This window comes from Mesorhizobium sp. M6A.T.Ce.TU.016.01.1.1 (genome assembly GCF_003997065.1).
Taxonomy (GTDB): Bacteria; Pseudomonadota; Alphaproteobacteria; order Rhizobiales; family Rhizobiaceae; genus Mesorhizobium; species Mesorhizobium mediterraneum.
On the sequence record NZ_RZTJ01000018.1, the window covers coordinates 21,684 to 45,627 of the forward strand.

The 23,944-nt window shown below is 58.6% G+C and carries 17 protein-coding genes and 4 pseudogenes; 17 read left to right on the forward strand and 4 right to left on the reverse strand.

Translation table 11 applies throughout. From position 1 onward, the window contains the following. Positions 1-13 precede the first annotated feature (13 nt). The 11 genes and pseudogenes from EOC94_RS25635 to EOC94_RS25685 form a co-directional block, all read left to right on the forward strand. Positions 14-904 (forward strand): LysR family transcriptional regulator, encoded by an 891-nt coding sequence (locus tag EOC94_RS25635; RefSeq protein WP_127294257.1) that lies wholly within the window; start codon positions 14-16, stop codon positions 902-904. A 746-nt stretch (positions 905-1,650) separates the two neighbouring features. Beyond that, the gene (locus EOC94_RS25640; protein WP_126104914.1) at positions 1,651-1,947 is read left to right on the forward strand and encodes a hypothetical protein; all 297 of its coding nucleotides are present in this window, start codon (positions 1,651-1,653) and stop codon (positions 1,945-1,947) included. A gap of 194 nt (positions 1,948-2,141) precedes the next feature. Further along, on the forward strand, positions 2,142-3,575 hold the full coding sequence (locus tag EOC94_RS25645) for a DUF1254 domain-containing protein (RefSeq protein WP_127294259.1): 1,434 nt from the start codon (positions 2,142-2,144) through the stop codon (positions 3,573-3,575). Between the two features lie 55 nt (positions 3,576-3,630). After that, a complete protein-coding gene (locus EOC94_RS25650) occupies positions 3,631-5,151 on the forward strand; it encodes a DUF1254 domain-containing protein (RefSeq protein ID WP_127294261.1) in 1,521 nt (506 codons plus the stop codon). Positions 5,152-5,642: 491 nt separating this feature from the next. Continuing rightward, positions 5,643-6,170 carry a hypothetical protein gene (locus EOC94_RS25655; RefSeq protein ID WP_095488462.1) on the forward strand — a complete coding sequence of 176 codons (528 nt, stop codon included), beginning with the start codon at positions 5,643-5,645 and terminating at the stop codon, positions 6,168-6,170. 304 nt (positions 6,171-6,474) lie between these two features. Next, the gene (locus tag EOC94_RS35135; RefSeq protein ID WP_126104919.1) at positions 6,475-7,638 is read left to right on the forward strand and encodes a calcium-binding protein; all 1,164 of its coding nucleotides are present in this window, start codon (positions 6,475-6,477) and stop codon (positions 7,636-7,638) included. A 795-nt stretch (positions 7,639-8,433) separates the two neighbouring features. Further along, positions 8,434-8,597: pseudogene (locus EOC94_RS34710) on the forward strand (helix-turn-helix domain-containing protein); the annotation flags it as partial. Positions 8,598-8,930: 333 nt separating this feature from the next. Next, positions 8,931-10,777 (forward strand): annotated as a pseudogene (locus EOC94_RS25670) (potassium transporter Kup); the annotation flags it as partial. A gap of 303 nt (positions 10,778-11,080) precedes the next feature. After that, the gene (locus tag EOC94_RS25675; RefSeq protein WP_127294263.1) at positions 11,081-11,317 is read left to right on the forward strand and encodes a hypothetical protein; all 237 of its coding nucleotides are present in this window, start codon (positions 11,081-11,083) and stop codon (positions 11,315-11,317) included. A gap of 690 nt (positions 11,318-12,007) precedes the next feature. Continuing rightward, positions 12,008-12,127 carry a DUF982 domain-containing protein gene (locus EOC94_RS34715; protein ID WP_245465648.1) on the forward strand — a complete coding sequence of 40 codons (120 nt, stop codon included), beginning with the start codon at positions 12,008-12,010 and terminating at the stop codon, positions 12,125-12,127. A 222-nt stretch (positions 12,128-12,349) separates the two neighbouring features. Further along, positions 12,350-12,679 (forward strand): annotated as a pseudogene (locus EOC94_RS25685) (DUF892 family protein); the annotation flags it as partial. 679 nt (positions 12,680-13,358) lie between these two features. Here EOC94_RS25685 and EOC94_RS34185 read toward each other — a convergent pair. Further along, entirely contained in the window at positions 13,359-13,763 is a 405-nt protein-coding gene (locus tag EOC94_RS34185; protein ID WP_185928327.1) for a hypothetical protein, read from the reverse strand. A gap of 212 nt (positions 13,764-13,975) precedes the next feature. Between EOC94_RS34185 and EOC94_RS25695 the strand changes: the two genes are divergently transcribed. Next, positions 13,976-14,257, forward strand: coding sequence for a hypothetical protein (locus EOC94_RS25695; protein ID WP_127294267.1), 282 nt, complete (start codon positions 13,976-13,978; stop codon positions 14,255-14,257). A 673-nt stretch (positions 14,258-14,930) separates the two neighbouring features. Next, positions 14,931-15,400 (forward strand): annotated as a pseudogene (locus EOC94_RS25700) (SMC-Scp complex subunit ScpB); the annotation flags it as partial. A 20-nt stretch (positions 15,401-15,420) separates the two neighbouring features. Here the strand turns inward: EOC94_RS25700 and EOC94_RS34370 are convergent. Genes EOC94_RS34370 through EOC94_RS34380 form a run of 3 tightly spaced genes read right to left on the reverse strand, consistent with a single transcriptional unit; the run spans position 15,421 to position 16,443 of the window. Next, positions 15,421-15,636 carry a hypothetical protein gene (locus EOC94_RS34370; RefSeq protein ID WP_210212094.1) on the reverse strand — a complete coding sequence of 72 codons (216 nt, stop codon included), beginning with the start codon at positions 15,634-15,636 and terminating at the stop codon, positions 15,421-15,423. After that, complete coding sequence (locus EOC94_RS34375) at positions 15,630-16,229, reverse strand: hypothetical protein (protein ID WP_210212095.1); 600 nt, start codon at positions 16,227-16,229, stop codon at positions 15,630-15,632. The genes EOC94_RS34370 and EOC94_RS34375 overlap by 7 nt, the downstream gene beginning before the upstream one ends. 28 nt (positions 16,230-16,257) lie before the next feature. Next, entirely contained in the window at positions 16,258-16,443 is a 186-nt protein-coding gene (locus EOC94_RS34380) for a hypothetical protein (RefSeq protein ID WP_210212096.1), read from the reverse strand. A 107-nt stretch (positions 16,444-16,550) separates the two neighbouring features. On the opposite strand from EOC94_RS34380, the gene EOC94_RS25710 reads away from it, so the two are divergent. From EOC94_RS25710 to EOC94_RS25725, 4 genes are all read left to right on the forward strand, one after another. Beyond that, the gene (locus tag EOC94_RS25710; protein WP_127294269.1) at positions 16,551-16,928 is read left to right on the forward strand and encodes a hypothetical protein; all 378 of its coding nucleotides are present in this window, start codon (positions 16,551-16,553) and stop codon (positions 16,926-16,928) included. A gap of 166 nt (positions 16,929-17,094) precedes the next feature. Beyond that, complete coding sequence (locus EOC94_RS25715; protein WP_245465649.1) at positions 17,095-18,204, forward strand: hypothetical protein; 1,110 nt, start codon at positions 17,095-17,097, stop codon at positions 18,202-18,204. Positions 18,205-18,308: 104 nt separating this feature from the next. Then, positions 18,309-19,112, forward strand: coding sequence for an antitoxin (locus EOC94_RS25720; protein WP_245465650.1), 804 nt, complete (start codon positions 18,309-18,311; stop codon positions 19,110-19,112). A gap of 9 nt (positions 19,113-19,121) precedes the next feature. Then, positions 19,122-23,123 (forward strand): GreA/GreB family elongation factor, encoded by a 4,002-nt coding sequence (locus EOC94_RS25725; RefSeq protein ID WP_127294273.1) that lies wholly within the window; start codon positions 19,122-19,124, stop codon positions 23,121-23,123. Positions 23,124-23,944: the final 821 nt, after the last annotated feature.

Below are 23,944 nucleotides of genomic sequence, written 5' to 3' on the forward strand. Positions count from 1 at the left end.
GCACAGCTAACCAATGCAGCCGGATCTCAATGCGCTCGCGGTGTTCGCCCTCGTCGCCGAGGAGCGGAGCTTTCGCGCGGCTGCGGACCGCATGGGCGTCACCCGCTCAGCGGTGAGCCAGACGATGAAGCGGCTGGAAGAGACGCTCGGTATCGCGCTTGTCCAGCGCACGACGCGAAGCGTCAGCCTGACCGAGGCTGGCGAAAGCCTCTACGCCGAGATAGCGCCGGCCATTGCCGACATGCGCGCCGCAATCGAGACCACCGGGGACCTTCGCGGGCGTCCGCGCGGGCAGTTGCGGCTTGCCGTCTCGTCGATCGCCGAGCGCTTTCTTTCAGGGCCGTTCCTGGCGACCTTTGCCGAAGCCAATCCGGAGGTCCAGATCGACATCACGGTGACGGACGAGGAATTCGATATCGTGGCAGAAGGATACGATGCCGGCGTCAGGCTCGGCGAGGTGATCGAGCAGGATATGATCGCGGTGTCTGTCGCCGGTGACGAGCGGCAGCTGGCCGTCTGCGCGCCGGCCTATCGCGATCGGTTCGGGGCGCCTTCGCATCCGAGGGAGCTCGCGGGCCATCGCTGCATTGGCTGGCGCCGCGCACCGAAGGTCGCGCCCTATCGCTGGGAATTCGCCGAGAACGGCAAGGAGTTCAGCGTCGCCGTTGCGCCGGAGATCACGACCAACGACATGGCGTTGATGATTAAGCTCGCCATCGCCGGCGCCGGCATCACCTTCGGCATGGAAGAGAGCTTTCGCCCGTGGATCGATCGGGGCGAGCTGGTGCCGGTTCTCGAGGATTATTGCCCGCGCTTTGCCGGCTTCTACCTCTATTATCCGAGCCGTCGCAACGTAGCGCCAAAGCTGCGCGCCCTTGTCGATCACCTGCAGCGTTTTGGTTAGCGCGTTTCGGCGCGGCCGCTGATGAAGGCATGGCAGGACGCCGTGCTGACGCGTTTGTTCTACAAGACCTACGTGGCGGCGCCAACCAGCCCACCATCTCTTTGGGGCGGGAGTCCAGATCGTCAACCTCGCTGGACGCACCGGCATCTCGATGTTGCAATTACATTAGCGTAAGCGCATGTTTTCATCAGCCGGCGCAAGCCGGTTAGGCCCGGTAGCCGGCCGGTCACCCCCAATAGGCTGCCGGGCCGCCCGCCTGCCGCGTTTTCGCGATGTCACGGCTTTTCCGGTTTGCTCGGCAATCCGGTCCAGACGTGCTTCGCTACCCATCGGCCACGCAGATGCCGACATCGGCGGCGCGGCAATGCAAGTCGAGCCACGCGTTCAATTTACACACAGCGACAGCCGAGCAAACATGGCAAAAAGTGCACTGTCACCGTAATTCGCAAACCCTTGCGCCATAGGGGATAGAATCAATTCGCGACGAAATGACGGTCGTTTGCGACCTCGCGACGCAACAGGTCACGCGCAATGGGCGGGATCCCACCACAGGGCGCCGCACAGGGTCAGCGGCACCTCGGTCGGGGGAGCGGCTGCTAGTCCCCATGGACGGCGACGTAACTGGACCCGCAGGATTGATAGCAGGTCCCGCCACATCGCAATTACGTGGCGGCCACGTAACTTACACACTGCTGCTGGAACGCCACGAATGCCGAGCCTAGGCTGCTTTGACAGCGGGTGGCGCAATGGCAGCGAGTACCAGACTAAAGGGCAGAGAGAGCGCATTTTCAGCGGCAGCACGACGGTTCCCGCAGTCCGAATTCTTGATCCGTCGGTTGATGGACCGAAGCGAAGCTTTTTGTGACATGTGCGAAGAACTTGCTGAAGCGGAAGACGCATTGTCGAAGGTCTACACCGTTGCGGTGGAATTGCGTGAGACGAGGGGGGCCGAGTGGCAAGAATTGATAAGCAGGTTGACCGAGGAAGTCGGAACCGCACTGCAGGACAAGGAGGGGCTCGTGAAGCCGCGCCCGAACGGCTGATTAGTCGGCGCCTGCGAGCGTCATCCATTTTGTCCCAGCCTTGCTATCGCAGCGTCAGCACAGGACGACGCGCGGGAGCTCGCCAAGACCCAAAAAAATGAGAACACCGGCGCCGCCTGCCGGCGCGAACTGACGAAAAGAATTGTGAAATACACGAACTCGAAAACTGATCGAATGATAAAGGAGTACGGCAAATGTTGACAAAGCGAGATTTACTTCGCTCGGTCGCGGCGATTGCCGCTGGCGCCGCGATTGCGAACCCAAGCCTGCTGATGGCGCAGAGCTACCCCGGCATCATCGAGGCAAAGGACATCGCCGAGGAAGGCTTCATCTACGGCCTGCCGCTCGTGATGAACTATGCCGTGATGAATGAATTCGCCGTCGACCCGAAGTCCAGCCAATTCAAGGCGCCGTTCAACGAAATCAACAACATGCATCAAGTCGCCTCCCCGGCGGACACGGCAATCATCACCCCCAACAGCGACACTCCTTACTCGATCCTATGGCTGGATTTGCGCGCCGAGCCGATGGTGATCTCGGTGCCGGCGGTGGAGAAGGAGCGCTACTACTCGGTTCAGTTGATCGACGGCAACACCTACAATTTTGGCTATATCGGCTCGCGCGCCACGGGAAACGACCCGGGTTCCTATCTCGTTGTCGGACCCGACTGGAAAGGCGAGAAGCCCGTCGGCATCAGCCAAGTCTTTTCCTCGACCACCCCGTTCGTATTTGCCAACTTTCGGACCCAGCTCATCAACGCCGAAGATATGCCGAACGTGGAAAAGGTGCAGGCCGGCTACAAGGCGCAGCCGCTTTCCGCGTTTCTAAAAAAACCCGCCCCGCCCGCCGCACCGACGATCGAGTTCCTTCCTGCCACCACTGCCGGGATCAAGGAGAACTTCTTCCAATATCTCGATGCGGCCCTGCAATTCGTCCCCGAGACGCCACGGGACAAGGATATTCGCGCGAAACTAGCGAAGATTGGCATCGGTCCCGGCAAAACCTTCGAGTTGAAGGACCTATCGCTCGAACACAAAGCCGAAATGCTGATCGGCATGAAGCAAGGTGACGATAAAATCAACAAATGGCTGGCCAGCGGAAACAAGCCCATCAACGGCTGGAACGTCAGCTCGCTTCTTGGCGACGAGGCCTTCTACAACGGCGATTGGTTGCTGCGGGCCGGAGCTGCAAAGGCAGGCCTCTATGGCAACGATGCAGCAGAGGCCATGTACCCCTTCACCAGAACGGATGCCACCGGGGAACCGCTCGACGGCAGCAAGCACAACTACACTCTCACCTTTCCCGCCGGGCAACTCCCGCCAGTGAATTCCTTCTGGTCGGTAACGATGTATGACGGCAAGAGCCAGTTCCTGATCAAGAACCCGATCAACCGCTATCTCATCAACTCGCCGATGTTGTCCGGCATGAAGAAGAACGAGGATGGCTCGCTCACCCTCTATATCCAGAAAGACAGCCCCGGCACGGATAAGGAAGCTAACTGGCTGCCTGCTCCCGATGGCACGATCTATCTCGTGATGCGCCTGTACTGGCCGAAGACGGAAGCGCCTTCAATTCTGCCGGCCGGCGAAGGCAGCTGGCAGCCGCCCGGTATCAATGTGGCGCAATAATTATCCCGACCGTGAATTATCCCGACCATGCTGAGATGTCGATGAGGAGAGAGTTATGATACGCACGACGAGAATGCTTTGCGCCACCGCCGCGGTGGTCCTGATAGGCTTGGGCACCGCTTCCGCCGAAGCGCCGAAGATGAAAATGACGACGCCGATACCGGATTCGATCGTCACGCCGGAGAGTGTGGACACCAGGCTTGGCAAGTTGAACTTTTTCGATGGCTTCCCGGATGACGCCACCTCGGAGAAGATCTACGACAATCTCGATTTCATGCGCGGCGTCGACGCTTTTCTCAACGCCATGCCCGGCGCGTCGGTTGAAGCCCTGCGGGTTGGATTGGCTAGCCAGGGCGCCGACAACAATCAGACCATTCTGATCTTCGAAAACCTGATGGATTCGCATTCGTTGTTCCTCACCGGCAACACCGAAAGCATCTACAATCTGATGTGGCTGGATACCAAGGCCGGTCCGCTGGTCATCGAGACGCCGCCCAATATCCTGGGCATGATCGACAATCACTGGTTCCAATATGTCGGCGATGTCGGCAATGCCGGCCCGGACAAGGGCAAGGGTGGAAAATACCTGCTTTTGCCGCCGGGTTATCAGGGCGAGATACCCGAAGGCTATTTCGTGTTTCGAACCTCGACTTACGGAAACCTGTTCTTCTGGCGCGGCTTCCTCGAAAACGGCAGCACTGCAACCGCGGTCGAAAACACCAAGAAATTCGCCAAGGTTTATCCCCTTTCGGAAGCCGGCAATCCGCCGCCGATGAAGATCATCAACACCTCGGGCAAGGAGTACAACACGATCCATGCCAATGATTTTCACTTCTTCGAGGAAGTTAACGACATCGTCCAGTACGAGCCGAACGAGGCCTATCACCCGGAAGTGCTCGGACAGCTCGCCGCCATCGGCATCGAAAAGGGCAAACCCTTCGCACCCGACGAGCGGATGAAGAAGATCCTCACCGAAGCCGTCGCCGTCGGCAATGCGACGGCGCGCACCATCACATTCAAGACCCGCATGAAGGACGCCTATTATTATCCGGACAGTGCCTGGTTCACCGGCTTTGTCGGCGGCAACTACGAGTTTCTTCTGCAGCCGGGCGTTCGCTATCTGGATGCCCGTGTCCTGTTCCACTACTATGCCACGGGTATCACGCCGGCCATGGCGATAAAGCGCGTCGGCATCGGTTCGCAATACGCCGGCGCCACCACCGACAAGGACGGCAAACCGTTCGATGGCGGCAAGACCTATAAGATCCACCTGCCGCCAAACATTCCGGCAAAAGAATTCTGGTCGTTCGTTGCGTATGACAATCAAACGCGTTCGATGCTGCAGACGGACCAGCAATTCCCCAGCATCGGCAGCGACAAGAAAGACATTGTGATCAACGCGGACTCCTCGGTCGATGTCTGGTTCGGTCCGACAGCGCCGGAAGGCCATGAGGCCAACTGGGTCCAGACAGTTCCCGGCAAGGGCTGGAACGTCCTTCTTCGCCTCTATGGCCCGCTGGAGTCCTGGTTCGACAAGACCTGGAAGCCGGGCGAGTTCGAACTGGTGCAGCAATAGAGCTGGTTAAAGGCATTCCGCGACAGCCTGTCGAATCCGGTGGCCTCAAACGTTACGGCTGTCGATCATTGTAGCTGGCCGTGTTTGACGGCGGGATAAGCTATTGAACGGATCGGATGGATTTTGCTTTCGGGTCATGGCTTTTCGCAAACCTTCTCTCAGAGAACGGCTGCAATGGGATCAAACCCGGGCATCCTGCCGTCGTTGCGGGCGTTTTAGCGAACGTAGTCAGATACCAAGACATCGACCCTTAGGTGGCGTTCGTATGAGATGCCAACGGCCATTTTAGCGTCGCGGACTGAACGGTTTGCATTGCGCTGGGCCAGTACTAGCCCGTAGGTTACAGTTAGTTACGTTCCCTGACGTGAGCCGATCGGCCAAGGTCACTCACAGCCGTCATATCCCATCGCCCCGCAAGAGGACAGCAGCCTCTGGAGCAAATGGTGCCCGTAGCCAAAGAACAATTCAGCCTGCACACAAGGGGAATAGCAATGCGAAAATACATGACACGCATCGCGGCAACGTCAGTAGCACTTTCGACTGCGATGGCAGCCTACGCACAAGATCAAAGCCCCCTTCCAAAGGCCAGCGATGTGCTTGTCCGCTACGGGGACGACGTCGAGGGCTGGACCGTCTATGCCAATCAAACCCGCGGTGATTGCTTGATCGTGCACTCAGATGGCCCAAGTTCGGTGCAAATGGGTGTTACCGCAAATCGGGAGGTCGGCTATCTTGGCGTGTTCACCAAAGAGGATATCGGCCTTCAGAACGGGACCAAGTCGGACATCTTCGTCTCCATTGACGGCCATCTCTATCGTGGTGTGGCCACTAGCACGAGCGGCGAACTCAAGGGCGGATACTCTGGCGGCTACATCTTGACAGACGACCCGAAGTTCAAGCGCGACGTAGCGAAGAAATATAAAATGACCGTGTTTCCGGAAACCAAGGGAGCCTTTGTCGTCGATCTGAAGGGGACCTACAAGGCAATGGCAATGGGCCACAAGTGCCTCACGCAGTGACTCCGGCGGTCAAGGTCTATAACGAAGTTTTTGAAAAATAACGACTTTCATGGAAGTCAGTTGGCGGAGAGAGCGTCCTCCATACTTATGTCCTCCATCGTCTTCTGATGTCCACCAACCTATTGTAAATAGGTGATTTTCTTTGACCAACTGTCGTCCATTGACGTGACGCCAGAATACTCCATAAGTACTACGCCTTCTGGATCCACCGCAGGACATTGTCCTCTATATCCACTAACCTTTCCACGCATTATAGTGCTCTAAACGCACGCGATCATGGTGTGCGGGTTGGGAGGACTATTTCATGGCAAAGCCAGTGTTAGTACCAGTCGGCCCGGATTTCTCGCTGTCGGCGGCAAGTGTCGACCTGAACCTGAAAGCACACAGAGTCCAACTCGAAGAGAACGTCCCGCCGAGCGCGACAGTCACCGACGAGGGCGCTTATTTCGCCGGCGGGACCGCGGTGACAACAGATTTCACGTACACCGGTATCTGGTTCGGTTCGAACTTCTCAGACCGAATGATCGGTGACGACTTCGGCAACCTTTTTTTCAGTGGCCTCGGCAACGATTTCCTGCACGGCGGGGCCGGGGATGACTCCCTCAGCGGCGGTCTCGGCGACGACACCATCAACGGCGGTGACGGCAACGACACTATCAGTGGCAGTGACGGTAATGACATCTTGAACGGTGGGGCTGGCGATGACTCCATCAGCAGCAGCGATGACAGCGGAGGTCACTCCTCTCCCGGTGACGACACCGTCAACGGCGGGGCCGGGAACGACACTATCAGGGACGGTCGTGGGAACGGCATCCTCAACGGTGGGGCCGGGAACGACATCATCGGCGGCGGCGAGGGTAACGACACCATCTACGGCGGTGCCGGCAACGACACCATTCGCGGCGACGGCGGCAGACCCCTCAATAGTAACGGCACCGACATCATTCACGGCGGTGCCGGTGACGACATCATCTACGGTGATGAATTCCTTCCATCCGGCCGGGATAACATCCTATTCGGCGACAAAGGCAACGACACCATATTCGGTTACCTCGGGAACGACACCATCGACGGCGGTGCCGGCAACGATATCATCGACGGGGGTGATCCCGTCTTCGGAGATTCCGGGAGTGATACCTTGACAGGAGGAGGCGGCAACGACACCTTCATCTTCCACGACTGGGTAAAGGACACGATAACAGATTTCAAGCACGGCCAAGACAAGTTCGACCTAAGGGACACCCACGCCACCTCGTTTCTGCAAGGTGTCGATTTCAACTCAGCACAGTCGGCTCTCGATTACCTCGACGCCAACGAAATATCCGCCGAGGGCATGGTAGTAAAGGTCATCGACGGTTCTGCCGGAACCCTCATCGGTTTCAGCGACGACGCCGGCACAATCGACCTCGACGTGTCAGTGGGTGCGAAGGCAGCAGCTCTCATAACCGATTCAGACTTCATCTTCTAACCCAGAGTGAGGGGCGGCGCACAGGTCGCCCCTCACACCTGAGATACACGGAAATGCGGACAGAGCTAGGGAGTGCGCGGCTTAGGGGACGCCCAAACCGGTATCAGAGCCAACCTGACCGCTCCACACACCTCGGCTTCCCCGGGCGGCGGTAACACAGACGGCTTCCAAGTCTCCGACGGGCTCGGCGCCACGACCGCCTGAGCATACGCTCCGCTGAAAGCTTCACGGCTCCCGGAACTGAAGCAAGACCATGCCCAGCTATTCGAAGCGGCGAGCGCGGGCGATTGCTGCAGCGCGTCGGCATCCTTATTTTTTAGCAAAATTTTTGATCACCCTTTGCAGAGGTTAGTCTGCATCTTTGCTAGAAGCCGACCGGTCTACCGCGGGGGTGGTGGGTAGGTTCCACAGGCTTCGCAGGCAATCGAAGGGCAGGTACCTGCTCGGAGGGGCATAGTGGGGAAGGAAATGGGGAAAGATTACAACCAAGCCGTAAAGCCAAACGTTTTCAGCTGGATAGGACGATAGTTGGCGGAGAGAGCGTCTTTCGACTTGACGCTTACGTCCTTGAAAATATTGAGCTTTTCGCGGCATTTGTTACACAGTCTGTTACACGGCTACAGCGTTAATTTAAGCTCTCGGCATCTGAGCTCGCGCGCCCGAGCATCGACCTAATCAAGCGGCTCGAGGAAGGCAAGGTCAATATCCCCAGCACCGCCACCGCGCCATCAAGAATTACTTCTCGCGGGGTAACCTGAGGGCGTAGGGAACTGGCGCTCCGCCGCACCGCTCAGCCTGGTACAGCAAGCCGGCAAGGTTCTCACCCACCAATTTCTATTGAGCGAGGTCTGGGGCGATTCCACCGACGTCAATGTCTCAGAGTTCCGCCAGCTCAGGCAAAAGGCTGAAAAGGTGCCCGTCGGCCGCGCTATAACACGACCGAGCGATACCGGCTGCGCGGAGCTCGAGTAGGTTTGCGGCGAAGGGCAGCCAAACTATTCCACTATGCGGGCAGTCTCAAAAATCCGATACTGGCTCGGGGCAGCGTTGCTCCCGGAGCTTCAGCATAGTCTCGCAAAAATTCCCAAGCCGCTTCGGCGCTGACGAGTCTGCGAAGCCGACGAGCGATAGGCAATACCGAGACGCAGACATTACGTGACGGCACTTGATATTGCAGTGCAGCAAGCGTAGAGCACCGCCCGCTTATCGGAGTGTCGTCCATGGCCCTTACCAATGCTGGTAAAGAGGCAGAACCTGTCGAACAATCGAGCCATTCTGAGGTCGAGCAGCACAGCACCAAGGTGCTGATGCTGGGCGCGTTGGGCGTGGTTTACGGCGATATCGGCACCAGCCCGATCTATGCATTCCGAGAGGCGTTGCACGCATCGGCCGATGGCAACGTCGCCAACCGTGGCGAAATCCTCGGCGTACTCTCGCTGATCATCTGGTCGCTGACGATCACCGTCACCATCAAATACATCATGTTCGTGCTCCGTGCCGACAATCGCGGCGAGGGCGGGGTGCTGTCGCTGATGGCGCTGGCGCGCAACAGTTTCCCGACGCGCTCGGCGGTGATCCTCGGCATCGGCATTGTCGGCGCGGCGCTTTTTTTCGGCGACGCAGTCATTACGCCGGCGATCTCGGTGCTGTCGGCGGTCGAAGGTATGAATGTCGTCACGCCGACATTCCAGCCCTATGTGGTGCCGCTGACACTGGCCATTCTGGCGGTCGTGTTTGCGGTACAGCGGTTTGGCACCGGCGGCGTAGGATTGGTGTTCGGGCCCGTTACCGCGCTGTGGTTCCTGGCCATCGGCCTTTCCGGCCTCAACCACATCATGGACGACCCGGAAATCCTGCTGGCAATCAGCCCGCATTATATCGTGTCATTCCTGATCAACTCGCCCGAAGTCGCCTTCGTCACGGTTGGTGCGGTTTTTCTCGCCGTCACCGGCGCTGAGGCGCTCTATGCCGACCTCGGCCATTTCGGGCGCAAGCCGATCGTGCTTGCCTGGCTGGCCATCGTGTTTCCTTGCCTGTTGCTCAACTATGTCGGGCAAGGCGCCTTCGTGCTGGCGAATGGCGGTGTCGTCGGTCATCCCTTCTTCGAGATGAACGAAGGCTGGATGCTTATCCCGATGGTGGTGCTGGCGACGGCGGCGACCGTGATCGCCAGCCAGGCGGTAATCTCCGGCGCTTTCTCGCTGACCAGGCAAGCAGTGCAGCTCAACATGCTGCCGCGCCTGGAAATCCTGCATACGTCGGAAAGACAATCCGGCCAGATCTATATGCCGCGCGTCAACATGCTACTGGCGCTCGTGGTGATGCTGCTGGTGGTCGGCTTTGGCGAATCCAGCAAGCTTGCCTCGGCCTACGGCATTTCGGTGACAGGCAACATGCTGGTGACGAACATACTGCTTTATGTCGTCATGACGCGCATCTGGAAATGGCCGCTCGGCGTCGCGATCGCCTTGATGGCGGTGTTCGCCTTCGTCGATACCGGCTTCTTTGCCGCCAACATCGTCAAGGTATTCGAAGGCGGCTGGGCCTCGCTTGCCATTGCCGCAGTGATCGTGATGACCATGTGGACTTGGATAAGAGGCACCAGGTATCTATTCGACAAGACGCGCAGGAACGAGATTCCGCTCGATTCCCTTGCAGGCAATCTGTTGAAGAGGAAACCGCAGCTGATGTCCGGTACGGCCGTGTTCCTGACCAGCGATCCCGCCAGCGCGCCGACCGCGTTGATGCACAGCCTGAAGCACTACAAGGTGCTGCACGAACAGAATGTCATCCTCTCGGTGGTGACGGCGCAACAACCCGTCGTGCCCGACAGTGACCGGGTCAAGATGGAAACGATCAACGAGCTGTTCATGCGGGTGACGCTGACCTTCGGCTATATGGAGCAGCCCAATATCCCGCGCGCGCTGGCGATCTGCCGCAAGCAGGGCTGGAAGTTCGACATCATGACGACCTCTTCTTCCTGTCGCGGCGCTCGCTCAAGGCCTCGCCCAATTCCGGCATGCCGGTCTGGCAGGACAAGCTGTTCATCGGGCTGGCGCGCACGGCGGCCGACGCAACGGAATATTTCCAGATCCCGACCGGACGCGTCGTCGAGATCGGGACACAGGTGGCGATTTAGTGCATGCCGCAGTTCAGCAGCTGAGAAGCCACTTGAGCGTGTCCATAGAAAGCGCCTCACTGAATACCAAACATCCCCATCCTCTGTTTGGTACGTTTCCAACTCTTGATTTCTTTAGGAATTGACCCAAGGATCGCTGCTTGGGTTCTGTCTCGGGAGGCGCGACTTCGGTGAGCAGAACTCTAGCAGCCCTTTCCCAGACTCTCCGCATGAATCGGAGTAGTCTGCTTCCATCGGCGATTTACATCATGGGCATCGCCGTTGAGCGACGGCCACGCTTCCGCCCTAATGGGAGGAACAGCTATGGTCAGTAACACCAGCTCAATGAGTGGCATTGACTATCCCAGCGACCTGGCTTTGTTGAAGCAGGTCTTTGATCGTGTCTGCGCCGAGGCAGGTATCTCCGTTAGTAGCATGCAGGCGGAGCGCCTGAGCGTGAGCGTAATGGCACTGTTCTCGGACGGCGAGTTCGATGAGACCGTTCTTCATGAACGCCTTAAGCTTGATGCCCGCTCCCTGCCCAGAACGGGCAGCGTATGACCTCCGATCATCAGGAAGTCCTCACGAGCCTTGTAGCTCGTTATGAAACCGTAGTGTCGATACAGGACCGGATCGTTGAGCACGACCGGCGTTTCGGCCTAGTATCCGAATTGGAAAGGCCTACTGGAGCGGCTGCTCGTCTCGTTACGGAAGGCCCGCGTCGCCCTGGAGCGCGAGATTGGGCCTACTTTTTAGTCCCGCTATAACTTTGGAGGTCCGCCACCGAGAGGAATTGGCGACGGACCTCGACAGTGGCTGCACCGAGACGGATCGACCGCTGCAAGTCTTTAACCGACGTGGACCTGCATTTGTTCCCCTAATGCAACCATTCCCTGATCTGCGGGTTACGCAAAAGGCGGGGAACCTCGGCCGACATGATAAAGCGCGACATAGCTGGGCATAAGTCCCTTGCAGACGCCGTTCGGGAGTTGATCGGAACCGAAGACAATCGTCGTCATGTACAGAAGCTGTTTGGGCCAGTCGACACAGAGCTAAGCCAACCCTAGCTTAATTACTCGAGGCGATTGGTAAGGCCAGAGGCGACGAAGCTCTATAGCCGCCCTACATTCCCCTAATGGTTACCTATTGGTTCTCCCCGCCGGTGTACGTCAAGACCGACCGGGCCTACGGAGTAAACCACCTAGAGGGTGCAGCCGAGGAACTCATGAAGTGGTCCAAGCGTGGACCTAAGTGGAGGAGGCGGTCCAGGCCTGCGTTGACGCGTTTGAGAACCGGGCGACCCCGATGGATATCCGTCAGGCCTTCGAGGCTGCTGCCAAGGAGGAGGGGGTGCTACGGTCCCGTGAGTAGCGCTCCGGGTTTGTTTCCGACTGCCGGCCCAATCACTGGAAGGGAGTCAGGAGCATGTCAGACCGGCATCTAAGGACATCAAAAAACGCGTAGCTTCGCAGGGCCGTTCAGCCGTGCGTCAAGGCTGTGTGAAGCATTTCAAGGGCGAGAAGACCTAGGCCCGCTTCACTAGGAACAATCTCACAGTTCGGCAGTTCTCTTTTGTCACAAAGGAGATTTCAAATGTCAGAGTCGCGAGAATGGCTGGTGCAATGGCTTCGGGACGCTCATGCCATGGAAGAGCAGGCCGAAACAATGTTGAACGGGCAGCTAAGCCGTATTGAGAACTATCCGGAACTCAGCGATCGAATGCGTCTGCACCTTGATGAAACGAGGGAACAGGCTGCTCGGCTGAAAGCCTGTCTCGACGGGATGGATGAGGGTTCATCCACTATGAAGGATGCTGGCGGAAAGTTGACTGCCCTGGCGCAATCCTTGAGTGGCGTCTTCGCAGGCGACGAGGTGATGAAGGGCTCCCTTGCGAGCTACACGTTCGAACACATGGAAATCGCCGTACCGGCTAAGAGCGTTCGCCCCCAGCTGGAGCGGATCATACGCCCGTTCATGCATCATTGCTAATTTAATAAAATGATCATGTTACGTTCCCAGTCGCCAGTGAAGCGCGTCCAGCAGCACGCAGCCCAGAGTGTCAAGAAGCGACCCGCGACCCAGTGGGTGCAGCCGGGGGAGGTCAAGCTGCGCGTCAAGCACCTCCGTGGCGAGCACAATATATACGCAGCGCTTCGCTATTGGGCTTCGGTGATGAGGAGACATAATACCCGTGCGCCGATGGATCCGTCTGTTGATCGCACAGCGTAGAGACCTCGCTAAGAAAGGCGAAGACACCGAGAGAAAGGCGCCGCCATCGCACGTGAGCGGCTCAGCTATCGAGTGGTTGACGCCTGAACGCGGAGGGCTAGCTAGATCCCAATTTTGCTTTTGCCCGGCCCTCTGCGGCAACGGACTCTGTTCCCCAATGTGCCGCTACATGCGGATCGCTATGTTCGAAGTACCGGCCTTCTAGGTTCTGATAAAAGGAGTGACCCCATTTGTTGCGTGCGAGATCTTTTCCCATCGCGGCAAGGGCTGCTTTTCTGGTCACACTGGCCGGTGTCCTCGTGCTCGCGCTCTCACCGGTGTGGCTTCTGCAGAATTTTGGTTTCGGCTTCACCTCTCATGATGACAAGCTCAATCACGCCGCAGCATTCGTCGTGTTGACGGCCATCGGCTCGGTTGGCCAGAGCGCAGGGCAAGACTGATAATTTTTCTCGCCCTTACCGGCGCCGGGATCGAGATCCTGCAGGGCACGCAAATAATAAGTCGCGACATGGGCATATTCGACTGGTTTGCCGATTGTGTCGGCATCGCCTGGCCAACCGACGATCTTGCGTGCTTCTCCCTCAGCCACGTCGAGCCGCGCAAAATATCCAGATGGGATATGGTTGGTGGGTCCCCATTCGGGGCCCGGGTGACCGAGGTCTGGGTCTGGAGGAATGAACCCCTGTTCTCTCCATTGAAAAAGACCATTATCGTTTTCATAGAAGACTACGCGTCGCTTGCCGTCTGCGGATAAGAGGACCTTGGGTGTTTGTTTCATTCTTGCCCCACAGATTCCTTTGAAAAATAATCAATCAGAAATCGAACAATCAATCACGGCGCGTGGTGGCAATAGTGCCCATTCAACCCCGCAAGTCTGGCGTGGCTCCCTCCGCCATACAATCGATTTTATCCGACGTGTCACATCCGCGTGATCTAGCGGTGCCCAATGAAACCGGCTAAGGGGGATCGCGGGTTTGGGGGAAAATTCTCGTGAATAGCCAAAAAGACGCAGAGCGTATCCGTGCCGAAATGTCGATCGCACAGGCGATTTATGACGCCATTTGCGAGATGAACGGATCTTCGTACAGGCAAGACAAAGAACCTTTGCGGTGGGACACTTCGTCGGGCACACCGTTGAGCCTGATGAGTATTGACGGCTTTTTCGAACTGCGGGAACTCGCCCGGCGCATAGCGTCGAAAATCGACACGCCTGCGCTGATCAGTCTGAAAAGCCACACCGCGCAACTGCCAAAAAAGATTGACTTCCACTAGGATAGATTTGCCATCGTGGGCCAGATGAACGTAGCCTCGTCGGCCAGGATCATTATCCCGCGTCTTCGTGCGCTTTTTCGAGCCCCGCCTGAACGATTCACAGCGTCCTCCAAACATCGACGCTGGTATAGAGTTCGGATTCGCCGGAGCTAACGGCGACGCCAAAGCCGGCCGTGTTGCTTGTTGTCGTGCAGAAATGCTCAATGGGGTACGCCTTCCCAGCGACAGCGGTTCCCCATCCAACCGAGTCAGTTTGGGCGTGAGGGCTGGTGTCCGCCACGGAACGCGAGCCCGGATGAGACGACCACTCGGGTTTTGACGTGTGCTTCCCGCCGCAACAGAAACTCGGGTGGTCGCTGATGTCTTCGCCCGATCTCGAAGGAAGCCAACGGCTGGTAGGCGTCGGAGAATCATGGCACGGTGGAGCAATAGGCGTTAGGAGCCCCTAGATGTTCGGCCCTCTAGGTGCTCTGGTTCTGGCCGATAAACTAGGCCCAGAATGGTTTGGCGGACCGGCGTCTTTCGATTTCACGCCTATCGCCATGAAAACATTCGACTTTTCGCGCTCTTTGTTACACCGTTTGTTACGCGGCTGCAAGACGATTCACAATCGCGCGAAGCTCTCAGTATTGAGTTGTTGTAGACACTCCCGCGTGTGTAATTTGGAAGCCTGGTCAGAGGGTGACCCTATGACCAGGTCGCTGTCGCCGGCGGCTGGAAACATCTGACCAGGGCGGCGTATGCCGACGCCATCCGCAGTGCAATCGGGGGTAACGAGCGCGCTGCCGACCTCACGCAGTCAGAGGTGCTCGTGCTGATGTGTGGCGTACTTCCAGCCGATCACCCACGCCGAGTTGTCGTCTTTCTTCGGCAAGGAGATCAGTCGCGATTTTATTGGTCATCTGCGGGGTGCCGGTCTGATCGCGTCCGGTCCGCGCAGTCCGTCGCCCGGCGCTCCTTACACCTACGTCACCACGAAAGCGTTCTTGCTGGAGTTTGGGCTCGACACGCTGCGCAGATTTCGAGGCGCTCGAGGATGCCGGCCTGCTCTCTAAGGAGAAGCTGTTAGCCGGACAGATGCCGACAACTTTTGCCAACAACGCGGAAAACGACCCCGATGGCGACTCGCTGGACGGCGGTTAGGCAACGTTCCAAAGGAGGCGTCAGCGGTGCGGCCGGTGCGCCGCTTGATGGAGCCACGGTGCGACCTGTCGACCGTGGCGGTCGGCGCGGCTCTGGACGATCTCTTTCGACAGGGCGTTGTTAATCCGAATTCGCCCAGCATTCTCGCGATCGAGGATCTTGCGGCGGCGGATGGGGTCAAACTCCCACAGTAGCGCCCCCTGACATTCCAGGATGCCGGCGCGCTCGATCAACACTTTCGGTGCGCGTGCATCCAGCGCGCAAAGGCAATGGCCCCCGGCGTTTGCTGCCAGAGGCCGCCGTAATGCTCCAGATATTCGCGGGCGATTTCTGGTGCGGCGAGGTTCGAGCCGTGCCAGATCGCGAGCGGCATCGGGTCGGGATTGCCACATAGGATTTCGGCGATATAGCCGTTCGCAACAAAGCCGTGACGCAGGCTGGTCGCGGCGGAGACGGGTTGTCCGGCACGGAGCTGCAGCAAGGCGCGCTCATAATGATAGGGTGGATAGTGGGCAGCCTCATCCGCAAAGATGCGGTCGGCTTTCTCTAGCTCACCAGCGCGCAGATATTCCGAGCCGATCAGGTGGCGAATGCCCTGATTGTCGTTGGGATTCCATGCGAGGATCTTTTCCATGAGCGCTAGCGCCTTACGACGTTGACCAAGCCGAAGTTGGCACAACATTGAGCCCTGGGCGGCACGGAGAAAGGGACGGTTCTCCAGAATCCCCCATTCGATTGGCCCCGTGAAACCCGAAGGAATGGCGCTTTCGCCTACTTCGAGGCCGCGCAAGCGCGCCTGAAGCGCGAGCTTCGGCTTGCCCTCTTCCATCAAGGCGCTTCCGAGATGGGCGTAGCCGTCAATGAAGTGCGGCTAATGCTCGACCAGGCGTTTTGAGTGTCTTGAGATATTTCGCCGGCGTGATCCGTCCAGCCTCGCGCTGCTCGAGAGCTTCATCCAGTTTTTCGACGACCTCTTCGTGGTTCTCGCCGTGCCGGAAGACGCCACCGTCTTCGAAGATTTCCAGTGCGAGCGGGCCGTCCATGGTGTCGAGGCTCCTCCTTGCTAGCGATTGCGTTGAGATTGATCGACCGCTCTTGGATCGCACGAATCGCAACACCATATGCAACGATTAACCGGGGAGGGCGTATTTTGGCAGACTATCTTGTTACTTATGACTTCAAGGACGGAGCTAGCAAGCAATGGGAAGAGTTCGTCGATTGTGCTGAGGCGGAAGGGCTGCTTTACGTGTTTCATGCCACGTCAAAGCTCTTCCGTTTGACAAACACGACCCTATGGGGCGTGTTTTCCGACACCGATGCTGCCACAGCCGCCTTCGACAAAGCTCTGTCCGCTGCCGAAAAGGCTGTCGGTCGCAAGATCGTCCTCGAAAAGCGGTTTATTGCAGCGATTCCCACCTGGTCCATAGGGTCGGACAAGAACAAGGCGCCAGAGAGCCGTTGGACGAAATCAACGAAGTTCGAGACTTGCCGCGCGGATCAGAAGAATGATCCATTCTTCGCGTACTGATCCCGTGTGGTGGTGTCCGCCTGTTCGTTCTGCGAGCGTGCCGGAAAAGCCGATCACGCCTGCCTGATGCGACCTGTACGAAGGGCGGAAGGGGTCTCAGCTCTTTCCGATGAACAATTTCACTGCGCAGCAAATATTGACTCGACGTCGAATATGCGATAATTTCATGTTATTCGCTGCGCAGAAAATGACGATGGAAGAACAGACGGTCGAAGCACTCATTGAGAATTTTGCCGAGGCCCTGACCGAAATCGCCGGTGCCGCGCCCCACATTCTGCGGGAGCCGGAGGGCGCGCGAGGCTCGTATCGACCGGACTTCATGATGGAAATGAGCCCGGACGGCGAGCCCTATCGGCTCATTGTCGAGGCCAAGCTATCGCTCTTTCCTCGGGATGCCCGTGAGGCAATCTGGCAGCTCAGGAACTATCTCGCCCACCACGATGTCGGTGCCGATCCGGTTGTGCCCGTTCTTATGGCCGAGACTATTTCGCCAGGCGCCCGTCAGCTGCTCCGCAAGGAACGAATTGGCTATTTCGACTCCAGCGGGAGTCTGTTCATCGCAGCGAGGGGGCTTTACCTGCGTGTCGACAAGCCGGCATCGAGGAAACAGTCCCGCTCACTGAACAACCTGTTCGCTGGCCGACGTGCCCAGGTCCTGCACGCTGTCTGGGTCGCCAAATCGGATTGGTTCGGCGTCCATGAACTCGCGGAGCGGGCCGGTGTGTCGCCCGCGACGGCGTCGGAAACCTTGATCGCTGTCGAGCGCCGGGAGTGGGTCGAGGTGCGCGGCGCTGGTCCCTCGAAAGAGCGCCGGTTGGTCAACCCCCGTGCTCTGCTGGACGCCTGGTCGACCTATCAAGGCTCAGTTAAACCGAACGCCGTGCGGCACTACTACGTCCGTTCGACGACGCCTCCGGACCTGCAACGTCGGCTTGATCATGCATGCCAGGTCGAAGGCGTTCCTTACGAGCTCACCGGCATCTCAGCCGGGCAAATCCATGCTCCTTACCTGTCGAGCGCGTCCCAGGTTTCCTGTCGCATTCCTGCTGGTCGGGCGATGCATGCCGTGCTGGACGCTATCGAGGCACGTCCCGTCCGGGACGGCTGGAATTTTGGCGTTCACGAGTTGAAGTCCGACGACGAACTGCGATTTCGCCAGAGGATCGATGATCTGTGGGTTGCCGATCCGCTCCAAACCTATCTTGACTTGCTGCAAGCGGGAGGCCGGGCCAAGGAACTGGCGCAGCATCTTCGTGCCGAGAAACTGGAGGCATGATGTCCAAGCCGCAGTTTCTCGTCGACTACAGCCAGGAGGTCACGCGGGACTGCGAGCGTGTGCTTGTCACGCTCTTCAGCGGTCTCGGACCGTGGCGAAATTCGGTGTTCCTGGTCGGCGGTCTGACGCCGCGCTATCTGGTGACGGCCCGGCCGCCGGCCGTTCCGGCCCATGCCGGCACGGGTGATATCGACGTCGTCGTTGATCTTGCCGTTCTCGCGGACACCGAAGCCTATCGTACGCTTGAGGAGAACCTCAAGCGGATGGGGTTCGAGCGCGCGGAAAACGACAAAGGCGTGAAGGTCAATTGGCGCTGGAAGACCAAGACCGACCACGGGGTCACGGTCATTCTCGAATTCCTGGCCGACGACCCGAAAGTGAAAGGCGGTGCGCTGCAAGAGCTGCCGACCGAGGGAAACATCTCGGCCGTCAACATTCCTCACGCATCGCTCGTTTTCGATTTCCATGATCGTATGGAGGTGACAGCCGATCTCCTTGGTCAGAAAGGGCGAGCGACCGAAACGATACCTTACGCGAACATCGTATCGTTCAGCTGCCTGAAGGCGTTCGCCTTCGACCATCGTCGCGAGGGCAAGGACGCCCATGACCTTGTCTATTGTCTCGAGCATGGCGAGGGCGGGCTGTACGGCGCTATCGCTAAATTCAAGGATGCCCTGACTAGCAAGCACGCCGGAATCATCGGCGACACGCTGGCTATCCTTCAGAAGCGATTTTGCGACCCCAAAGCGGATGAAGGCTACCTTCGCGAGGGACCGGTTGCGGTCGCGCGATTCGAGATCGAGGGCGATGATGGGGATCCCGACATTCGCGAGCAGCGTGCACTGCGGCAGCGCACGGTGAACGATGTCGTTTCTCGGCTACTCGGCGACTTGGGCATCGGGGGTTGACCGCTTTTTATGTCGCTTCTCGCCGCCACCCAGATTCCAAAGCCTGCCGACGAGCAAGCCTTCGAGCGCGCCTCTGTCGTGCTGTGGCGAGGCTTGCTCAATGATCGGTCGATGCAGCGGAATGGTCGGCGCGGCCAACGGCAGAACGGCGTCGACCTTTTCGGGATCCGTGACGATGACGCGGATTGGCACGTTGGCATTCAATGCAAGCTGAAGAGCGAAGGGCATTTCCTCACCGAGGATGAGGTTCGGGAGGAAGTCCGAAAGGCCCTGACCTTCAAGCCGCCTCTCAAGGAATACTACGTCACGACCACTGCGCCGGACGACGTCGCGATGCAGGAGCTTGCACGCGGGATCACGGCCGAGCTGGCGAAAACGGGACGTAAGCTCCGCGTGTTCGTCTGGGGATGGAACACCCTAGAGGAAAAAATCAGCGAGGACGCGGGGGCCCGCAAGGCATTCGATCCGACCTACGGCCCGTTCAGCGAGCATATTCTCGACGAAACCCGCCAGATCACCATCGCCCAGACCGAGACCCGTGCCGAAATGGGTGCGGGTTTCTCTCGCATGGAAGCGATGCTCACGGAGGTGAGCGCGCGGCTGGCTGTTCCGCCAGGTGACGCAACGGTGGCTTTGAGCGGGTTCGAGGCGCATCTCGACGCGGAGATCGACGAGTACCGGGAGCTCAACAACAGCGGAAAGACGCTGACGGCGTTACCGCTTCTGGAAAAGCTGCTCGAGCGTGTCCGGAGCACGGCCTCTGGCCGCATCCTCTTTCGCGTCAAGGCGAATATTGGCCATTGCCTGCTTGCGCTCGGTAAGGACGACGAAGCCTCAGCGATGCTGCTGTCGTCCTATGACCATGCGCCGGACGAACCGAAAGCCGTCGCCAACAAGGCTTTTGGGCTGCTGTTGCGAGGAGAATGGCGGGAACTTCTCGCCTTTGGCGGAGCGAAGCTTGACGCGGACCCGGGAAACGACGGCCTTGCGGGCTATCTGGTGCAGGCCGCCCGGTTCGATTCTTCCGTCAGCGATCCGCTCAGCATCATTCCCGAACAGCTTCATCACACTGCGGCTGTGCAAATCGGTCGGGTGGATTTTATCCGGCGCCGTGGACAGCCGGGCGAGTGGTGGCCCGTCGCCAAAGAGGTACTCGAAGCACACCCGTCCGAACCCCACGCGGTCCAGTTTGCGGCGGAGGCCGAGCTCGACCAGATTCTGACGAGTGAGGGCTTTCAGCGCACGCGTGTTTTGTCGCCTGCGGAGCGGGCCAGACTGGAAGCCGCTACGGCAACGCTGGTATCGCAATGGGATCGCGAGCGGGTGACGGAGGGCGCCTTACGGCCTGAGGATGCCGCGCTGTGTGGCAATGTCCTGGTTGGACTGCATGCGCTCGGCGATCTGCCCAAGGCGCTCGAGGTCGCGCGCCAGGGTCTTTCGCTTGCGCCCGATGATGTCGAAATCATCACCCGAGCGGCCGTTGTCGCTCTAGACGCCGATGATGAGGCCTTGGCGCACGAGCTCCTCGCCAAACTGCCTCGGAACTCCGATGCGACCGTCCTGAAGTTCCGCTTCCACGCATCCCGGGCCGATTGGGGCGAGGTCGCACGTCTCGTTGAGGAAGATGCCTCTTTGATCCCGCCGGTGGAAGCGCCGATCATTTCGACGACCGACAAGCTGGCAGCGGTCAAGATCGGCGGCAGTGAGGAGGAAGCGCGTCGGCGGGAGATTTCCGCTGTCGCGGTGGAAGCGGCCAGCAACCCGCGCGCAAGCGTCGTTGTCGCCGATTTTGCCCGCCGGGAAGGTTTCGAAGAAATCGCAGACCGCGCCTTCAAAGCCGCCCTAGGTCATATCGCGATTGGAAGTCACGCTGCAGACAGGCTGATGGTCGCGCATCATGCAGCTCGCCGTGGCGATTCTTCGATCGTTGCGGATTTGTTGGATGGCCACGTCGCGGAAGATCACGACAACAACGAGTTGCGGGTGCTGGCTCGCGCCTTTGTCAACGACAGCCCCATCCGGCAACGAGCGCTGTCCTTCTTCGAGCGCCTTCCTGCGGAGGTGCGGGGGCTTCCATTCTTCCTCCATGCCGAGGGCCTGCTGCATTTCAACCGCGGTGCGCTTCCCGAGGCGGAAGCGGCGCTGAGGAAAGCCATCGCGACGCAACCGGAGCTCGACACCTACCTGGCGCTGTTCTCGGTCCTGCATCGTCTCGACCGAGGCGCCGAGGTGAAGGCGGTCATCGAGGGAATTGATCTCGATGAGGTGGTGGGGACGCCTGGCCAGAAGATGTCTTTGGCACAGGTTATGCGCAAAGTGGGGGAGGGAGCCAAGGCGCTCGAATACGCCTACGCCGTTCTTCAATCCGCCAGGAACGATCACGAGGCGGCTCTCCGCTATTTCGGCCTGATCATGATGGAACCGGAGGACGGGTTTATTCCGTCTGCGGAAACCGTGGCCGTCGATACCTGGGTCCGTCTGGAGAGCGATCGTCGTGAGGTGCACGCCTTTCTCATCGAAGAGGGGGAGGACCGGCCTGCGGAGGGTGTTTTAAGCCCGACACATGCGACCGCGGCCGCTGCTCTGGGCTTGAGCGTCGGAGATGAATTCGAAATGCCGGCGGTCTTCGGCGAAGTTCGCAAATGGCGGGTCGCCGAGATCAAGCACAAATATCTGCATGCTCTTCACGACGTGATGGAGAACTTCGAAAAAAGGTTCCCCGACGCGGAGGGCTTCTACAAAATCACAATGGAAGAGGGGGATATTCAGCCTGCGCTGGATCAGGTGAGGCGCGTGTCTGAGAGCAATCGCAAGCTCGCCGATCTCTACCTGCGGAACAATTGCCCGCTCAGCCTGGTCGTCTCCAAACGCGGCGGCGATACCATCCGGTTTGTCGAGTACGTTCGCTCCCTCGATTTCGACATCCGAACCTGCGTCGGCACGGACGCCGAGCGCGTCGCCGCTCGCCAGATCATCGAGCGGCATAGAAGTTCTGGCGCCGTCCTCGATACCTACACCGCCTGGACCGTCTCCACGATGGATGCCTTCGATGTTCTGAAATCGATATTCGGATCGGTCATCGTTGCGCAATCCGTCATTGATGAGCTGCGAACGCTGAGAGACGAGCAGGATCTCACGGCCGAACGCTCGATGACCGTCGCTTGGCATAACGGCGAATACATCAAACAGGAGCACACCGCCGAGGACGCCGCTGCACGGCGTGCCTATATCCAAGAGCAGCTTTCTAGGATCGAGGCGGCCTGCGAGGTCCGCCCCGTTATTGTCGCCGACAATCCGTCCGAACTGGCGGCGATGATCCACCAATCCTTCGGTAGTCATGTGCTCGACGCCGCCAATTTGGCGGGAACGGAGCATGTGCTCGTTTCGGAGGACATGCATTTCCGCCAGTACGGTGAAGCGGCGTGCTCGACCAGGGGTGTTTGGCTACAGACCGTTTTTTCGTTTGCCCAAGACGTCGGAACGATCGATCAATCCCGGTACGTCGATCTCGTCGTGAAGCTGGCGTGGCGTCGCCATGGGCATCTTTCCTTGGAAGCCGACGTGATGCTCACATCTCTTCGACAGGACCAGACCGACGATCTCGCAAACTTCCGCGCCTTATCGAATTTCATGGGTACGGCGAACGCCGACATGAGGTCCCATCTCAAAGTATCCATTGAATTTCTCAACAAGCTTTGGAGTGGGCTTGGGCACTACGATCTGAGATCCCAGCAGGCTACCAGCATTCTGCTCGAACGCATGATCAGGCATCGCGCCAACGGGTGGGCGCTAACGCTAGCGTTCATCAAAAGAGGAAGCGCCCAGCCCGTCAAAGACTACATCAACGGATGGATAACCGGCCACTTCCTTTCTGCCGGCGCGATTGCGCTTGCTGAGACTGAAATCGAGAAAATGGCGCAGCGTTTGAAAGCGCGTCGTGAGCCACAGCCAAGATCTCAGCGCGAAAAAGCAATCCGCGGGAGGGACAAGCGCCGGAAAAAGAGAAGGTAACTAATGTCACCTTGCTGGCGGCGCCGCCGACAGGACTAGCTGCCTGGTCGCCATTGCGACACGGGTCACTTGGAGTGTAGCAACCATAATTAAGAGGAAGCCGGTAGAGACTTCCCAGGACGGATAATCGCCCAGCTGGCATCAATGAGGCCATTCTCGGCTTTTGGCTTGGCTGATTGGTGACTCGAATTGCCGACATACCTCATTTGGCATCTGGAGGCGAAAAGGCAAATCGCCGCTTGTTGACGATGCTGCGCTTTTCAGACAGGACCTGCTATGGCGCATTAGCGGAACGCTGCCGAGTATGTTCGTGATATGTTCTTGTAAAGGGGATTATATCGTTGACAAACCAAGGGAGATAGAAATATGGTCCTTGACAGGCCGGCAACTCAACCCGCACCAAGGAACCGCGTTCAATCGTCCGCGTTGGAGCGGATGGACCAAGACACCCATAGTCTACGAAGCTCGCATGGCCATGCCTATGGACGCGGGGATTGCTCCGTACGTGCATGTCTTGCGCGGGGAAGGGATTGAGACCTCGGAATCCTGCGAGGGCGGGAGCGGTCACGTATTCCCAAGCCTACTATTCGCTTTTTCGGCGGTAAAACGGAAGGCTTCAGGAACTTTGCCGTGGCGGCGGCTCATGGCCTGCCGGTGCTGTCGCTGCGGCGTATCTGGACCGTTGATGATGGGAGTTAACTGGGCCTCTCTGGGAGATGGTCTTCGCCAAAAAGGCCCAGTCCTGATCACGACAAGCGTTTGCAATGATCGCACTTCGGCAAGCCGCCGGTGCCGGAAACTCGGTTCTTCGTTTCGATGTT

Bases quoted from the DNA above. Each gene is read 5' to 3' on its own strand.
- EOC94_RS25640 (WP_126104914.1), top strand. From the start codon at position 1,651: ATGGCAGCGAGTACCAGACTAAAGGGCAGAGAGAGCGCATTTTCAGCG.
- EOC94_RS34380 (WP_210212096.1), bottom strand. From the start codon at position 16,443: ATGGACGGCCCGCTCGCACTGGAAATCTTCGAAGACGGTGGCGTCTTC.
- EOC94_RS25650 (WP_127294261.1), top strand. From the start codon at position 3,631: ATGATACGCACGACGAGAATGCTTTGCGCCACCGCCGCGGTGGTCCTG.
- EOC94_RS34375 (WP_210212095.1), bottom strand. From the start codon at position 16,229: ATGGAAGAGGGCAAGCCGAAGCTCGCGCTTCAGGCGCGCTTGCGCGGC.
- EOC94_RS25715 (WP_245465649.1), top strand. From the start codon at position 17,095: ATGTTATTCGCTGCGCAGAAAATGACGATGGAAGAACAGACGGTCGAA.
- EOC94_RS25675 (WP_127294263.1), top strand. From the start codon at position 11,081: ATGGTCAGTAACACCAGCTCAATGAGTGGCATTGACTATCCCAGCGAC.
- EOC94_RS25655 (WP_095488462.1), top strand. From the start codon at position 5,643: ATGCGAAAATACATGACACGCATCGCGGCAACGTCAGTAGCACTTTCG.
- EOC94_RS35135 (WP_126104919.1), top strand. From the start codon at position 6,475: ATGGCAAAGCCAGTGTTAGTACCAGTCGGCCCGGATTTCTCGCTGTCG.
- EOC94_RS25725 (WP_127294273.1), top strand. From the start codon at position 19,122: ATGTCGCTTCTCGCCGCCACCCAGATTCCAAAGCCTGCCGACGAGCAA.
- EOC94_RS25645 (WP_127294259.1), top strand. From the start codon at position 2,142: ATGTTGACAAAGCGAGATTTACTTCGCTCGGTCGCGGCGATTGCCGCT.
- EOC94_RS25635 (WP_127294257.1), top strand. From the start codon at position 14: ATGCAGCCGGATCTCAATGCGCTCGCGGTGTTCGCCCTCGTCGCCGAG.
- EOC94_RS34185 (WP_185928327.1), bottom strand. From the start codon at position 13,763: ATGAAACAAACACCCAAGGTCCTCTTATCCGCAGACGGCAAGCGACGC.